The following is a 17,939-nucleotide window of genomic DNA, read 5'->3' as shown; positions in this document are numbered from 1 at the left end:
GATCTATTTCTTCTGTTTATCAGATTTCTTCTGTTTGTCAAAGACAGTCAAATCCCACTTTTCATGCCATGGGATGGTAATAGCTCCGTCTTTTATCAATACAGGAAGCCATACATAGCGTGAATCTTCGAGGTCTTTCTTTTTCCAGCGGTCAAACATGGCAATATATGCATTCTTCTTTCCGATAACCGGTTGTACGTATGTACTCTGCGCATAAAAAGTCTTGTCCGCATCCGGACCCGTACAAGGATTACCTATCGTTTTCCATGTACCCATGATGGAATCCGCCACTGCGATTTCCGCCACATTCGGGTCCCAGCCGGTGCAGCCGGAACTTAACATATAATATTTGCCCTTATGCTTAAACACTGCCGGAGCTTCACGGGATTCTTTGATGAAATTGCGTGTAAAGCGTCCGCTTGGTTTCAGGTAATCGTCTGTCAGGAGACTGATATACATGGTTTCGTTATTTTCTGAAGAATAGAATTGATAGGCACGTCCGTCATCATCGACAAAAACTGTCTGGTCACGGCTCATCGCATTATTCGGTCGGAAACTTCCCAAGTAAGTGAATGGTCCGTTTGGAAAATCAGAGACAGCTACACCCGCACACGCTTTGCTGTAATCGGCACTCTCTACATGTGCCCACATCACGAACTTACCTGTCTTTTTATTATAAATCACTTTCGGACGTTCCAAAACCTTCGACGGATGCAGGTCATGGTTCGGGTCCTCTTTGACTGCCGGAAGCACAATGCCCTCAAACTTCCAGTTCAGTAAATCTTTGGAAGAATAGCAGCCTACTCCCGTCACATCTGTACGATAACACTCCCATGTAGCCCAATCAGGCAAAATCGTTTTGCCCTTTTTATATTCTCCATACCAGTAGTAAGTACCGTCGTGGTAAAGAAGTCCCCCGCCATGCGCATTGATAGGGTTACCGTCCGTATCCTTCCACACTTCCCCGGGAATAATATAACTATTCTTCTGAGCTCGCATTTGTATTGGCAGTAACCCTATACAAACCACTACCAGTAATAACATTCTTACCATATATATTTCATTATTTTTTGATGTTTCTCATTGTTCTCTGCCGACATATCACCTCGCAGTGAAATCATTCGCTCGCAAAGATAACCTATACCATAAAGAAAAGAGTTCAAATATCCGTCAAAAAAGGGATATAAAAAGACCATTCTTCGCAAAATGTATAATCTTCCGGAATTTTTCCCTTTCTCATAGAGAATATTTATTGCTGAAAGCAATAAATATGAAAAGTATATCCGCCGGCTTCTATATATACGATATTAATCAAAATTCCACCTATCCATCCATTTTATAAAGGGGACTCCTTTATCATCGAACTGAACAGGCAGCCAGATGTAGCGTGAATCCGCCAGGCTCTTCGGACGCCACATATCCGCCATAAAGACAAATTGCCCTTTCTCCGGCAAAGGCAATATATAAGTACTTTGTCCTCCAAATGTCTTATCCGCATCTTCACCAACACAAGGGTTCGGCAGTTGCTTCCATTCGCCCAACATAGAATCAGCGGTTAGCAAACGGGCTTTATTAGGATCCCATCCCGTGCAGCCGGAAGTTATCATCCAATAAGTTCCCTCTTTCTTGAATATAGCAGGAGCCTCATTGTGTCCACCGGGGAAAATACGGATATATTTTCCTGTATGACTGAGATAATCATCGGCCAGTTCTGCAATCTGCAATGTCAGGTTATCTTCTGAGGAATAGATATGATAAGCCTTTCCGTCATCGTCCACAAATAAAGTCATATCACGGGACATTTGTCCGTCTTTCAGATCACGCTTTACGAACATACCTTTTGCAATAGCTTCATACCACTTCGGTGTCCACCATTCCTTATACTCTTCCGGATTCCACTTCATTTTCCGTTCTTTTCGGGTCATGTTCAAGGGGTAAGCTCCCGGATTGACCCTGCCGGAGCGAATGAAACGATAGGGACCGGTAGGAGAATCACTCACTGCAACGGCTGCACGCGCAGGTCCATAACCTTGTCCTTTCAGTTCTAAATGAAGCCACATGACAAATTTCCCGGTTTTCGCATTATAGATCACCTTGGGGCGTTCCATGATGCATCCTTTCTCAATGTCATGCCCTTCTTCCTCAGAGACAGCTAAGGCAATACCTTCAGATTTCCAGTTATACAGGTCTGTTGATGAATAACAGTTAATTCCCTTCTCTGTGACAAAACCGGATGCAGGACGGTGTTCTCCAAACCAATAATATTTTCCTTCATGGAAAAGTATTCCGCCACCGTGCGCATTGATTACATTGCCATCCGTATCTCTCCAGACCTTTCCGGAAGCGATTCCCTTTTCTTTCTGATAGACTCTTACATAATCTATTTCATACTTCATCGGCAGGGCGGCCTCATCAATCGGGCCACCGTTAATTCCGCCAATGGCGAGATTTAGTAACAGGTATTGTGGTTTTGTAAAAGGATTGGTACCTTTACCGATACTTCCATTCCTTGTGCTGCTCAGAGGAATTTCATTCAGCAGTTCATCGTCCAAATATAGTTTGATAGCCTCTTCATCCCAGTCCATGCGCCAGATATGGAACTTAGATGCCCAATCGGGATCTTTGTCAGTGAAATGCGAATAAGGAGTAGCCTGACTGTCCCATTTTGCATGCCATTGACGGTCTGTTCCCCAAGCAGCATTGGCTAAGATATGTGGTGTTCCTTTAATCTGATAATATTCCATGATATCTATCTCACCACATGAAGGCCATTCCATATTACTTCCCAATGTCCAGATAGCAGGCCATGCTCCTTTTGCCACAGGAATACGAGCCTTTATCTCAAAACGCCCATACAGAAACTCTTTCTTTCCGGCAGTAGTTACTGAAGAAGAGGTATAGTCAATAAATTCTCTCTTCTTCCGCCAATCATTACTTCCGGATACATAAAGAGGATTTTTACGGTTCTGCTCTTTCCGGGCTTCTATTATCAACAGCCCATTCTTGCAAACTGCATTGTCGGATTGGTACCATTGAGCTTCTTCATTACGCGCATATCCTTGCTCAAAGTTCCATACAGAAGAGTTCAAAGGACCATCTGCATTAAATTCATCACTCCAAACAAGTTGCCAGTCGTCCTGGGCAAATATGCATAGTGAAAATGACAAGCCCATCATTAAATTTACAATCTTCTTTATCTTCATACTAATTTGTTTTTCTTTGGTATATCCAAACCTATTGAACTATTTATCCCTAATAAATAAAATGATTCATATTTACATCAGCAAAAATAAGACTTCAATAAAAAATAAAGGACTAGAAATCGTGCAATTAGGTCGAACTTTAGATCATATTCATTGAAATGACTCAATAATGAGCATCTTTGCACGATTTTATACCGAATAGAACACATCTGAAGTCATATAATCAAACGCAGGAGACAAGTTCAATCATCTCATCCCCTGCATTTACTACCTATATAAAAAATACCTATCGATTACTTCGTCATTGTACCCCTCAAGCGATACCTCTTTCCACCGGACTCGTAATCGTAACAAAATGTAAATGTGCCATCCTCAAAACTAACGGTTCCGTTAGAAACCGGAAGATTCTTCCAGCCAGCCACTGTAAAAGTACCGTCCGGTTGGCGTGTAAACGTCACACCGTTGTTATCAATTGAGTTGAAATAGTCTTCAGTTGTTATGTTTCCCGTTGGTGAAAGATCTGAATTCTGCGTAACATTAAAGAAACGAGCCTGATCTTTATTCACTGCCTTCAACGTACGCTGCATATTAACGGAAGAAGGAGTCAGTTCTTCATCATTGTCAGTCAACGTATATCTGATGGCTACCATCTGATAAGTCCCTGAAAAGTCATTCGTTAAATTGAGATTCATTATGAGAACTGTATCCTTAGGCTGTTTCACGTAATCGGATACTGACTCAATTTTGAAAGTCAACGCATAAAGTTTATCACAATCCAATCCGGAAGTTTCGACAGTAAATGGCAACCGACTATATACATCGCCCGCTTTAATGGTCGTGCTCATTGACGGAAAACTGCAAAATTGATCACCCAACTTCTGATATTTTAATGGGGCATCCAACATATACTTATTATTGTACCATTCGATGGTAGCGTCATTGTGAGTCAAGACGACTTCCACATTCCGGTCGATATTCTGGCTACCTCCCGTAGCAATGGCAACATACGCATTTTGCGGACCATCGCCATACGCCACATCAAATTGCTGTACCACTTCATAGGCACCTACAATATAAACTTGTTTGTAGTATTGTTCACCATCCAAAGGGCTCTCTTTACTACAGGATGCAAATAATCCTGCAAGTAGCCCCAACGTATAAATAGTTCTAATTAGTTTCATATTTCTTTTGATTATATAGGTTTATCTCCATTCCGGATTTTGCACGAGGTTCTTGTTTTTATCCAACACACTCTTAGGTATAGGATAGAAATAGTGTTTGTACGAGAATGAACGCCGTGTCAATTTATCGTTCAAAATAGTTGTTGTGTAGAATTTCTGACGTTCATTGCTTCTTGCTTTGACGTTGCAACCGGAGATAGGACGATTGTATGCCTCCATAGCATCTCCCCAACGGCGCAAGTCGTGATAACGACGTCCTTCGCAAGCAAACTCTATTCTGCGTTCATGCTTAATCAGTTCACGGACCTTATTCCTGTCGGCAGCAACAGCCTCAGTAATTCCGGGCAGACCGGCACGATGACGAATCAGATTGAAATACTTCACAATATCAGCTGTATTATGTTCCACCGTCACTTGACTGCCGTTAGGCATCTCCATCGTATAAGGTTCTTTCAACTCATTAATAGCCTCCACATAATTCAGCAATGTTTCCGCATACCGGAAAACCGGGAAATATTTAGCTTTGACCGTACCCTTTTTCATCTCATCTTCCAAATGTCTATATTTGACACAAGTATAGCCTGTACGATTATAATCTTCAGGATGATCCGGATTAGCGGAAGCATATCCGTCGGAATAATAAGTAACCTCAATATTCTTGTACTGATTCTCCGAAGAAGAAGTGCCTGGCCAGAATGAATGGCAAAAGCCTATCGTTGCATAAAAACGAGGTTCGCGATTGTTATACATTCTAGCAGTGCTCGCTAGAAGTGTAAAGCCAGAGAAAGTTTGGTTGGCGCCGCCAATTCTTTCAAAATTAACGCTGGCATCCGGATAAGGATAGTCCTGACTGGATTCATTGATATCTTGTCCGTCCACCATTTGGTAAGCATCAATCAAGTCTTGTACGAGATTCAAGCCACCCCATCCACCTAATTTGAAAGGTGCAGCAGCCACCAATGGGGCATCACCTGTCGGCATTTGACAGGAATAGATAAATTCAGGATTAATCATCACAGGAATTTCACCACTGAATGTATAAGTCAACGAACGGTAATGGTCGATACCGGCTGCTCCCTTTGGATAAGGCTCATAATAATCCGGATCTATCTCTTTGATAAATTCTTCATTAGTGGGCAGATCCTTGCTATCTATTTCTTTGGGAGTCCAATACAACTCAAATTTATTTGAATCAATAATGTATTTTGAATAAGCGGCAGACACTCCCCATTTCGAATTATCATTTTCCTGCGAAATAAAGTTTGCGCCGTCACTTGTCCGCTGCCAGTCAGCATAAAACTTATTGCCGTTATACCACGGACTGGCTGCATACAATGTAATTCTCGACAAAGTAGCGTAAGCGGCCCATTGAGTAGGAAGCGTCACAACCGTTGAACTTTCTACTTCCAGTGGCAAGAACTGAATGGCCAGAGACATCCATTTACGGATTTCCAATACGCATTCATCGTATGTTCCTCGTTCCAGTGACATTTCGGCTACCGGCACATCCACATTAAAGGGCGTTTCCGGAACAATGGGCACAGGTCCGTACTGCAACATCAGCAGATAATAATAATATCCTACCAAAAAGTAGCATCGTCCCATCAACTCACGACGTTCAACGTCTGTCACATCGGGTACTTCATTGATTCTCGACAAGGCAGTGAGTGCCATACGAATACCCTGGTAATATTTGGGATAGTTATTGTAATATCCGTCATAAGGAGTAATCTCGTCCAGCAAAAACTTCATGCCGTAGTGCTGGCTATCATTCCAGGACATGAAATTCTCATCAGAAGCAATTTGGAACGGTGTAGAAGAATTTGACCAAAGTTTGCCTTCATTGGGTATATATTGCGCTGCACCGTTAATATACTGATCCAGGAGTTCTTTGCGAGAGAATACAGAGTCAAGAAAAGTCATCTGGTCAATATATTCTTCGACATCCAGATAATCACCGCAAGATTGCAGCCCGATGGTTATACTACAAACCATCGACAGAAATAAAGTCTTTATAATATTTGTTTTCTTTTTCATAATAATCGTCCTTTAGAAAGTTAAGTTCAACTGTAAGGTGTACATCCTTTGCAAAGGATATTCCGCTCCATTACCAGAGGCTTGCGATGGATCAAAAAGCTTCACTTTATCCCACACATGTAGATTCTCGCCTATCAGACTGAGAGTAGCAGATTCCACACCGACACGACTCTTCAACCAATTATTCGTAAAGCGGTAAGAGATATCTACATTTTTGAGGCGTAGATATTTACCGTCAGCTAACCAGAAGGTAGACTCCTGATTATTATTTTTATTTTCTCCATACGTTAGTCGCGGAAACTTAGCATTCGGATTCTCTGCCAATGCAGGATCAATGCCATTAGCCTCAGCATATTCTCTTGGAATCCAACGATTTCTTGGATCAGCAACCATTTCGAGTAAGTTGCCTCTTGATTCATTTAAGAAAGGATAGAATCCCCGACCACCTTGAAAATATTGTACTTTAGAGACTCCTTCAAACAAAATACTAACACGGAATGCCTTGTAGTTCCAATCAAGTGCAAAACCGTATTGTATAAACGGTACAGCAGAGTAGTTGAGAGGTACGACGTCATCTTTATCAATCTTACCGTCACCGTTCACATCCTTATACTTGATATCGCCCGGACGATAATTATCCATAAAGGTCTGTTTGGGACTACTTTTAATGTCATCCTCATCTTTAAATAATCCCAAAGCAATTAATCCGCGCTGTACTTTGTAAGGGACTCCGGAATTAGACTGATATGGATAATTCACCCCACTCTGTTCCCAGTAGATCACTTCGTTTTCAGCGTGAGTAAAGTTACCACGTACAGTAAGAGCCATATCCTTATTAAATGTATGAGTATAAGCTAGTGTACCATCCATACCCCACGACTTCATGCTTCCGATATTAGCATAAGGAAGTACATTGCTTAAACCACCCTCGTCCGGTATATTGGCACGCCTCTGGAAAATATCGGTTGTCTTCGTATGAAAGAAATCCACTGTCATGTCTACCTTATCATCAAAGAAACGGGCATCGATACCAAAGTTCGTTTTTGTACTGACTTCCCATTTTAAATTCATTGATCCGGTACGATTTTCGGCAAGTCCGGTTCCCCATGTACTGGAAACGTTACCTAAAGTAGTTAAATAAGGGAATCGAATATCATTACCATTCTCATCTTTCAGACGATCATTTCCTACCCGTCCCCAAGAAGCACGGAACTTCAGGAAGTTATTGAATGGGAGCAGGTTTCTATACCAATCATATTGCGTAGGCACCCACCCCCCGGAGATAGAGGGGAACCAACCGTAGCGACGTTCTTTATTGAAATTTTCCGAACCGGTATAGCCAAGATTACCTTCTACGAGATAGGTATCTTTATAAGAATAGGTAGCGCGGAAGGAAAGTGCCTGATAACGTTTGGGAATGCTGACCAGCACACCGTTTCCCCAATCCACATTGGTCAGTTCCTGGCGGTAAAAATGCGCCAACCCCGTCACACGGTGATCTTGATTAAACAAACGTTTATAGTTGGCGGCAGCTTCGAAATATAATTCCCGATTGGATGCTGATGCTTGTATTGCTGTCATATCCTCCTTATTTACAGTACGCACAGTTTTCAAGCTACCATCCAAATAACGTCCATCTTTGGGATCGGCATAATATTGTTCGGGGTTCATGTGTCTGTCGACTATGTGTGCACCATTCATGGAGAATGAGAACAAGCCACGTACTGACAATCCCTCTGTGATTATACCCAAATCCTGCGACAAGCCTACATTTATTTTGGTAGAATACGTCTCATTGGTAGTATATCCCATGTAATTCAGGCGTACATACGGTGATTTATCCTCCAGATTAGTGCCATAAGCAGGCAACTGACCATTAGAGTACCTCACTGGAACCACAGTAGGAGGTAAGTTCGCTTGCGATTCCCACAGGTATTTATTGCTTGAGCCTGTTCCTGGTGCGTTTTGTGTCTTGATTACTGCTTCCAAATTCAAACTCAACAAAGTTGTTTTTGTAAGGTCAGCATCAATATTCGTACGGAAATTATATTTATGATAGTTTACATTAACGTCATGTTTGCTTGCAGACTTATCCTGTTTAAATAGAGCTTCAGAGTTAAGGATACCCAAACTCATATAGTAGCGAGCACTTTGTCCACCACCGGAAATACTTAAATGGTGTTGATTGTTAATTACATGATCTTTCAAAATCACATCACGCCAATTCACATTCGGATATAAATCCGGGTCAAGACCTGTTTTGAATAATTCTAGTTCAGTAGCAGAATATACCGGGTCGTCTCCACGAACAGAGCGCGCTTCATTCGCCAATGTTGCATATTGATAAGCATCGGCATATTCCGGCATACGGGGTGAATAAGAATAAGTAGCATTAGTTTTGAAATTGACATGCAACTTTCCGGCTTTTCCTCGCTTCGTAGTAACTACAACTACACCATTGGCACCGCGAGTTCCATAAACGGCTGTTGCCGATGCATCTTTCAGAATACTAAAACTTTCGATATCAGCAGGATCAAGATCGTTGATATTTCCTTCGATTCCGTCTATCAACACCAATGCACTAGAACTGGCGCCAAACGTACTCATACCACGAATCCAGAACTCCGAGAAGTTGTTACCAGGTTCGCCACTTCGGGTCACGGCAATAATGCCCGGCACGCGTCCACCCAACATGTTACTCACCGATACCGCAGGAGCTTGAATCCCTGCCGGGTCTACATTGGTGATAGCGCCTACTACAGAAACCTTTCTCTGAGTATCACGCCCCACTACCACAACCTCATCAAACTCATTGACCGCCTCCTTCAAAGCAATCTTCTCTTTCAGTTTCGTAGCAGTATATTTAATTTCCCGAGTTTCATAACCTATATAAGAAAATACGAGTGTACTTCCGGCAGGAACACCTGTCATCTTAAACCGTCCGTCAAAATCGGTAACAACTCCTACACCCTGTTTTCCTTTTATCTGAACAGACACTCCGATGAGTTCCTGTCCTTGCTCGTCCAAGACGATACCCGCAACATCTATTCCGCCTTGGGCGAACATAGTTGCTGACATGAATACCCAAAATAGTACTAAAATACTTCGTTTCATATTTATGTTTTTCTTAGTGATTATTCTACTGCATACTTCCTAATAGCTTTTCCCCAGGCTTCAGCTATCCAATAGCCACCTTCACCATCGTAACAAATATCATAAGGATAGTTAAAGGTAGCTTCCAGCGGTGTGCCATCTATCTGACTTGCTACATCTACCTGACCAGCTACAGTAGATACATAGCCATCAAGAATATCCAACTTGCGCAAGCAGTACCCCTTAAATCCATCAACAATATAAAAGTTTCCATCTTCGTCCACTGTCATTCCGTTGGGTTGGGCAAACAAAGCTTCTTCCCGAAGACCATCTTGCACTGTCTTTTGGGTAGCCGACCCACAGAACCATTCACATTCTCCATCAGGAGTAATCTTGTAAACTGAAGACAGATTCTGGTCAGACATGTAGAAATTGCTATCTACAAAATAATAAATAAGATAAGGGCCAGGATTTGTGCCAAGAGATCCTGAGAGTTCCAGTTGCTTTATTAATGTTACCTCTTGTGTCTTCACATTGAAGCGACCGAAATTCTTGTTAGAATCAACAAAATAGAGCCATTCTTCTGTCTCATCCAATGCAACAGCACCAATTTTACCACTAAAAGTAGAACCAAGCTGTCCGATACGTGTAGGTGCCCAACCACTTGCTTTCATATAGACATATACTGTATGAGTCCCTTCCCAACCAATACTATACACTCTTTGTTTGTCTTTGGTAACAGCAGGCTTTCCACCTTTAAAACCCGGATGAACGGTAGTCACCTTGTTATCATCCACCGAAATCAAACGGACACGAGGATCATCTCTTTGATAAGCAAGTACCGTATTATTTCCTACGGCTGCAATTCCCCACATGTACTTGAACTTTGCAGATGCAAGGTCACCATCATCATTCCCATCTTTTGAAGCCGAACCAGAGATGGTAGAAACATTCTGGGCCTGTTCATACTTAAATGTGCCATCTGTAGTCACTTCCTTCCCATCAACAATTACCTTGATACGGTTTCCACCCGGCAATTGTCTGGGTGCAAGACAATAAAGGGTATTGTTATCGATACCTATTACTGTAGATAAGCGTTCTGCTGCCTCGTCCACAAAATAAACTTTCACCTTTGATTTGTCTGTACCAAAGTTAGAACCTTTAACGATAACCTTTTCCCGTAGCTTGCCCTCTACCGGCATAAAGCTCTCCACTGTAACGGGCTGATTCGGATCATAAGTCGCCCCAGTGGTTTTGTTGTCATCGCTATCTTTACAGCTTCCTATCAAAAAGAGAAGTGTTAGCACTAAAGAATAGAAAATGCAATTTTTCATAGCAAAAATATTAATGAATTAATAAATAATGATTAGTCTCAAGATTACGTCCGAACAGTATGACATTTAAGACTCCATACTTTGAGCTAGTTGTTTTCTTTGTTAATGTTTCATTTTTCATCATATTAGTATATATTTAGAATTGTCAATTGTTTCACCGACTTATCAGCCTAGATGTCAACGAATGCAAACATAGACCATTCTAATGTCAACAAAGAGTAATAATCATCTTTATAGGGAGAATTATAGTGATTAACTTATTTTCCTCCTTTATGAATGATAATTCTCCCTATAAAATGCTGTATTTAACTCTTTTCTATGTGGTTATGAATCTGCGACCCAATTATTACAATCATTGCAGTCAAATACAATAATCCCTTTCTCTATAAAAAATAAGACCTGCGAATGCATGAATTAATTCGTCCGCCTATGGGCAACGTTTCGTCCGGCTATAGGCAAACGCAATGTCGTCTATAGGCAAACTTGCGTCCGACTATAGGCAGACGAATTAATTTATGTACTGAAAGGGATTATTTATAGCACAAACCGGAGCTAAATTTAGCATTGAAATTCTTTATCCAATAAACGACTTTTAGATTTATATGATTTGAATTTATATATGAACGGTCTGGCTCATTTTTACACCAAATTGAATTATATCTCATCCTATAATTTTCAATAAATGATCCGTCGCATTAAATAAAGTACTATTTTTGGAAATCATGTCTTTCAACTTTGACAGGTGATATAGAGGCATTTTATAAGCGAATTATTAATCATATATTCAACTTTAAATTAGAAAATTATGGAAAAACAGATTTTGAATTTCGTTTTCATTTCAGTATGCTCATTTCTGTTATTCATTAGTTGCAGTAGTGAAGACAGTATAAATGATTCTCATTACACTCAACAATGTAATGTGACAACTCGATATTCATCTGTCGGATGGGGCATTGCTAGATGTACAATAAAAGGAAGAACAGTTTTTATAGAGTGGAATTTCCCAACTGCATCAGAAAAACCAGTTGGTATGTTGTTCACGTTACGCTCAAACTTCTATGGGTATATAGATTCATTTGAAACTTTCGAAGAAGAAATGGTCGGAACAAGAAGCTTTGAACTCCCTACTTCCTTCACATTCATTCAAGGTGATACACTTTGGCTAGAAATAAAGGATGGGGGAGGATTGCCCGTTACTTTACAATTGACATCTATTGACATAGATGAATATAGCGGTCAAAGTAGTAGCGAACCTAAATGTGATCACAATTTTGATTTTAGAGACACAAGCATCACAGTAGGATTAGATCTAAGTACTGGCAAAATCGAAGGGTCTATTGGTTATACTAAACGATGTAGACTTATAATGGTTTACAGCTATTATGATTTAATGCACAAGAAAACAATCCGTGGATATTGCTGTCAAGATATAGTCAATGGCATCGTGAATACAAATTGGAATGATGGTCCCTATATTCATAGTTATTATTATATGTCCAATGTAGAATGTGAACTTCGAATATATAGTTTATCTTGTGACAAAAGGATTCCTGATTCAGATACAAGCTTTAACAACAGCGGAAACTGTACCAATTATTTAAGAACAACATTCTCTTTTTCTGGAAATACTCCTCTATATTCTCTTTCTGAATATATGGCAATTGTCAAATAACAACAAGCATTAGAGTTTATTGAAAATATTTTTACATTCATGCGTATACATATATAAAAATACACACATATTAACTCTGCTTTATTTTTGAAAGATGGGAAATTCTCTAATTACCATAAATTCTGAAAATATCCCATCTTTCTATCATCATTATTAAGAAGAATCGTTTTAAAGCAAAATTCTTTACTCTTATTTTTTTTCTTCTCGAGTAAACCGTACTATATAGACAGATAATAATCTGTTGACAAGATCAATTCATATCTGATGCGAATAGCTCAGACCCTGTTCGAAAAAGGCACAAAAGCTCTACCTTTCCAAGAAAAGGTGAACACCTTGCATTCAGCCTTTTCAGCTTCGCTCGCAAACGCCTTGCCAGAAGTGGATATCGGCTGAAGGCACTCTTCTGTGCCCCACTACTAAGATGTTCCAGGAGAGGGTAGGTGCTTTCAGCCCTTTCAGCCTGAAAAATAATTCGTTCGAACGCCAGTAGTTTCTCACAAAACAGAGGCTGTATTTTCGTATAACAGAGGCTCTATTCAGTACAAACAGAGGGTCTGTCCGACGCAAACAGACCCTCTGTTTGTTTCTGGACTATTAGTCTGTTTACTAATTTAAATAAGCCGATATTCCACCAACCTTCATCTCGGGGCTGAGTGACATTCACCTCGGTGGCGAATGAAATTCAGCCTCGAGCTTACGGAATTCAGCCCACGTGGTGAGTAACTATAACTTGTAATCCCAAAACTGAAAGGGCTGAAAGCACTTATCCCCTCCCAAAACATCCCAGAGACGGGGTATAAAAAAGCGCCTTCAGCCGATATCCACTTCTGGCAAGGCATTTGCGAGCGAAGCTGAAAAGGCTGAATGCTAGATATAATCCAATAGTAGTACGGAGGAAAGTCAGCACATCATTCATTGGATAGTTGTACATCTTCGACTCAAATGTTGTACAAGAATCAAGCAACTCAAGTACTTACAACCATTAAGTCCTATACTTATTGGGGAGTACTCTTTTAGATGTCTGATTCATTTCTTATACAAGAAGTTCATTCATAACCAAAGCAGAAATGCATTAAATGTATTTTTGTCATTCAGACGACCAATGAGAGAAAGAATCTCATTTTTTGTGTACAGGAAAAAAGATTCTTCGTCGTTATACTCCTCTGAATGACAGAGGCTATGATGGACCAGACTTAATCTACTTCTCTACATCTTGAATAAACCGTTCAATATAATCAGTCGGCAGCATCCCGAACTCTTTCTTAAAACACACACTGAAATACTTCGGATCATTAAAACCTACGATATATGCCAATTCTGAAACACGAATATTATTTCCCTTTTCTTCCATGATCCGGCAGGCAGCTTTCAAACGCACATTGCGAATAAAAGCAGAAGTATTCAAACCTGCCAAAGATTTCAGTTTCTTATATAGAGTCGATTTACTGGTAATCATTTCTTCGGCAAATTGTGTCTGGTCAAATGCAGCATCTGCCAAATGATTATTCACGCATTCAATGGCACGCTTTATAAAGTCTTCATCCAGACTTGTATAATTCAAGTCCTTTACTTCAAACACCAATTGATTCTTGAAGTCGCGTGCCGTGCGTTCCTTATACTTCAGCAGGTTACGGATACGGGCATGCAACACCGTCAAGTTAAAAGGCTTGCTAATAAAAGCCTCCGCACCAGCTTCATACGCTTCTGCACGGTCTTCTTCCTTATTCTTGGCAGTCAATAGAATCACCGGAATATGGCTGATTTCCAAATGACCTTTTACGTACTTACAGAATTCGATGCCATTCATTTCGGGCATCATCACATCCGATACAATCAGGTCAATATCCTCATTCTCCAATACCGTAATTCCCTCTTTCCCATTTTCGGCAGTAAAGACATTATAATCACGGTTCAGAAGTTTAGTCATCAATTGCAGCAACTCCTCATTGTCTTCGACCAGTAAGATAGAATTGGCTTTCTCCGCCACTTCTTCTACTTCATTGGCAGCTTCCACTTGCGTGACTTCATAAGTCACCGTCTTCTGTATCGGCAAGATTGCTTCATTATCTATTTGTTCTTCTTCATAATAAGAACGGTCAATAGGAATCCTCACGATGAACTCTGTTCCCTGATCGACTTCACTCTCTACTGAAATGGTTCCTCCGTGCAACTCCACCAAATCTTTTGTCAGGGAAAGTCCGATACCGGTGCCGATAGTATTGAACTTTCGATAATCTCCTTCGTAAAAGCGTTTGAACAGCATTTTCTGTTTCTCTTTTGAAATGCCTTTCCCGTTATCCTTCACTTTCAAGAGCACAAAATCTTTATTTTCATCATAAGACAAAGTTACTTGGATAAATCCGCCTTCCTTATTGTATTTAGCAGCGTTAGACAACAGATTATATAATATCTTATCCAATTTATCTGTATCGAAATAGCCGACAATAGCTTCCGGGTCGCAAAGTACAGAGAAATGTATCTTTCGTTTCTTCACCAGCGGTTGAAAACTTTCAGTCTCTCTTTTCACAAAATCCGCTATATCGCCCGGAGAAACACGCAATTTCAAATTTCCTGTCTCTGCTTTACGGAATTCAAGAATCTGCTGCAACAATCGTATTAATCGCTGTATATTGCTATTCATCACCGTATATAAATCATTATGACTAGGTGCCTGTGTCTTCAACTCATCCACCGTAGCCGAAATAATAGTCAACGGAGTTAACAGCTCATGCGTAATATTAGTAAAGAACTGCAATTTCGCATGATTCAATTCTTCTGCTTTTGCTTTTTCTATTTCACGCAGGCGCAATGCATTCCGAAGCAACATACGGTTCTTTGTTGTACGGTAAATCAAAATTCCTACGACCAACACCCATATTATATATAACAGATATGCCCACCAGGTAGCCCAGAACGGAGGAAGGACTACCACTGTCAATTCACGCACATAGCCACTCCATTCTCCGTTCTCATTGGTTGCTTTCAACTGAAAAGTATATGTCCCGCTCGGCAGATTGTTATAATAAGCAAAGCGGCGGTCTGCATCCGTATACTGCCAATCCCTGTCAAAGTTCTGTAGCCGGTAAGCATATCTGTTTAGTTCGGGATTCTTATAGGTAAGGGCGGCAAATTCAATACTAAAATTATTGTATTTATGAGGAAGTTCAATCTTACTGGTATAGGTAGGCATTACCGGTGAAATCTTTTGTTGCAGTTCGACCGGCAATTTACTGAAAGAATGATTGAATATTTTAATATCTGTTATCAGGAAATTGGTTTCCTGAGAAGGTATTTCCATTTTATCAGGAAAAAAACTGTTGTACCCCTTATGTCCTCCAAAAAACAATTCTCCATTTCGACTACACGATGAATTGACTATAAAGTTATCCTGCAACCCATCGGCAGAAGTATAGATATGGGTTGAGAAATCATTTCCAACAGCAGCTACATAAAGTTTCACTAGTCCGGAAATCGTTCCCAGCCATAAATTACCACTTTTATCTTCTTCTATGCTAACGATAACGTCTCCCGGAATACTATATGCACGCGTTTTTTCCTCAAATTCTCCTTTGTTACGATTATAAAGGTATAATCCTCCTCCCTCAGTCCCTGCCCACAATCGACCAAAACGATCAAGATGTATACACAAGACTGTATTCGTGATTAGTTTACGATTATGAAAACTATAATTCTCATATTTCAATGTGGAAGGTTGACGGACATCCCCCGTTATATGAATCACACCCAAATTAGAAGTTGCCAGCCAGACACTGTTATCCATATCCTTTATGATATCTCTTACATATATCCAGCCTGCCGACAAACTATCATTAAAGTTCATCGTTTCAAAGCGATAGTCTGTACCGTCAGCCAATCTGACCCCTATTCCTCCTCGCGTGCCAACCCAGCAATTCCCTTCATAATCTTCATATAAAGCCGACACACAATCAGAAGTAAGGAAACCGCTATTCTTTGTAGTCAAGTGTTTTACCTTTTCACCTTTCCGATATACGTAGATTCCTCCATTATACATACCAAACCAGATTTCACCACTCTTCTTACGCTGGGTAACTGCGAAAAGGGATGGCAAATCTTTTAACCCCGAAAATTCCGGTATGTGCGAATACATCTTTAGCTTTCCTGTTTCATACTCTCTACAGGCTAGTCCGTAAGTTCCTACTCCAATCCATAGGTTTTGATCTGAATCAGCAAATAAGGTACGAACGGAAGTTACCGGAATATCTTCATCTCCAAAGTTAAGTGTATATAAAGCAAATGTAGATTGACGTGTATCAGCCATCAGAACTCCTCCCCCAATAGCCCCTATCCACATATTCCTCTGAGCATCACGCATAATCGAGTTAACCTCGTCAGAAGGAATACGATAATCTGTTTTTCCCGATTTATAATTAATAAATGCGTCCGGTTCATCAAGTTTTAAGATACTCAACCCACTACGTGTACCAACCCACAGGGTGTGAGTATTGATATCTTCTGCTATATCATATACTATATTATCAGACAAACTGGAATCATCACCGTTCTCATGCAGAAAACGCTGATAAGACACACGTTGCATATCTTTAGGATTCTGCAATTTAAAAAGACCATATCCCCAACTCCCTACCCAAATATCTTTATTACTATCTTCATAAATTACATGAGAAGAATATTGGTCATTGATTTTCGGATATATTTCCACTTTATCTGTGGATGGAGAATAACGAAATAAGCCTTGTGCCCAAGTTCCAATCCAGAGATCGCCATCTGAATCTTCTAATAATGATTTTATGGTAACATACCGCAGTCTACTATCTCCAAAGTCATCTCCACAAACTACAAAAGTATCTTTCTCTGCAACATAACGACATAAACCGTTATCCGTCCCCACCCAAACTGTATTATCACGAGTCACACACAGAGCAGACACTACATTGTTAGAAAGATATGGTGCTTTATACTTTTTTATTTCTCCGGTTCTTTTATCCATCACGTTCAGTCCTTCCGATGTACCAATCCAAAGATTATTATTATTATCATCAACCAAACAAGTGATGCTATTGGTAGTCAATAAATCCGGAGAGTAAAGATTGGATTTATAAAGAGTGGTCTCATAGCCATTATACTGGCAAAGTCCATTACGAGTAGCGAACCAGATAAATCCATCTTTATCTTGATACACTTTTTGTACTTCATTTGTCGGCAAGAAATATGGAGCAGAAAGTTGCTTAAATTTGAGGTTGTAGATGACATCCTCTGTCGCCAATAACAAAGCAGACTTCAAAAGCAAAAACAAAATCAAAAAACTCAGCTTATAATAAAGGATAACGATTCGCGTGTTTTTCATATGATCATATTTTGTTCGTTAAATACAAATATAATACTTCACAACTGTATATACGACCAAAATTATGAATAA

At 40.2% G+C, this 17,939-nt stretch carries 9 protein-coding genes; 1 reads left to right on the top strand and 8 read right to left on the bottom strand.

The window, feature by feature from the left end; translation table 11 throughout:
- Nucleotides 1–3: 3 nt before the first annotated feature.
- From DW640_RS14620 to DW640_RS14590, 6 genes are all read right to left on the bottom strand, one after another.
- On the bottom strand, nt 4–1,053 hold the full coding sequence (locus DW640_RS14620) for a glycoside hydrolase family 43 protein (RefSeq protein ID WP_016269786.1): 1,050 nt from the start codon (nt 1,051–1,053) through the stop codon (nt 4–6).
- Between the two features lie 254 nt (nt 1,054–1,307).
- Entirely contained in the window at nt 1,308–3,203 is a 1,896-nt protein-coding gene (locus DW640_RS14610) for a family 16 glycosylhydrolase (RefSeq protein WP_103877875.1), read from the bottom strand.
- Between the two features lie 293 nt (nt 3,204–3,496).
- Complete coding sequence (locus tag DW640_RS14605; RefSeq protein WP_016269784.1) at nt 3,497–4,384, bottom strand: BT_3044 domain-containing protein; 888 nt, start codon at nt 4,382–4,384, stop codon at nt 3,497–3,499.
- Nucleotides 4,385–4,405: 21 nt separating this feature from the next.
- Entirely contained in the window at nt 4,406–6,421 is a 2,016-nt protein-coding gene (locus DW640_RS14600; protein WP_016269783.1) for a RagB/SusD family nutrient uptake outer membrane protein, read from the bottom strand.
- Between the two features lie 12 nt (nt 6,422–6,433).
- On the bottom strand, nt 6,434–9,535 hold the full coding sequence (locus DW640_RS14595) for a TonB-dependent receptor (RefSeq protein WP_048694346.1): 3,102 nt from the start codon (nt 9,533–9,535) through the stop codon (nt 6,434–6,436).
- 20 nt (nt 9,536–9,555) lie between these two features.
- Entirely contained in the window at nt 9,556–10,848 is a 1,293-nt protein-coding gene (locus DW640_RS14590) for an IPT/TIG domain-containing protein (RefSeq protein ID WP_048694343.1), read from the bottom strand.
- Between the two features lie 805 nt (nt 10,849–11,653).
- Between DW640_RS14590 and DW640_RS14585 the strand changes: the two genes are divergently transcribed.
- Complete coding sequence (locus tag DW640_RS14585) at nt 11,654–12,520, top strand: hypothetical protein (RefSeq protein ID WP_055230184.1); 867 nt, start codon at nt 11,654–11,656, stop codon at nt 12,518–12,520.
- Between the two features lie 348 nt (nt 12,521–12,868).
- Here the strand turns inward: DW640_RS14585 and DW640_RS23990 are convergent, their stop codons facing one another.
- Together DW640_RS23990 and DW640_RS14580 are read right to left on the bottom strand one after the other, a co-directional pair.
- On the bottom strand, nt 12,869–13,018 hold the full coding sequence (locus DW640_RS23990) for a hypothetical protein (protein ID WP_155520535.1): 150 nt from the start codon (nt 13,016–13,018) through the stop codon (nt 12,869–12,871).
- 700 nt (nt 13,019–13,718) lie between these two features.
- Nucleotides 13,719–17,867, bottom strand: coding sequence for a hybrid sensor histidine kinase/response regulator transcription factor (locus DW640_RS14580; RefSeq protein WP_048692692.1), 4,149 nt, complete (start codon nt 17,865–17,867; stop codon nt 13,719–13,721).
- Nucleotides 17,868–17,939 lie beyond the last annotated feature (72 nt).

The organism is Bacteroides sp. AM23-12, from assembly GCF_003434395.1.
Taxonomy (GTDB): domain Bacteria; phylum Bacteroidota; class Bacteroidia; order Bacteroidales; family Bacteroidaceae; genus Bacteroides; species Bacteroides thetaiotaomicron.
This window is presented reverse-complemented; position numbering and strand designations above follow the sequence as displayed.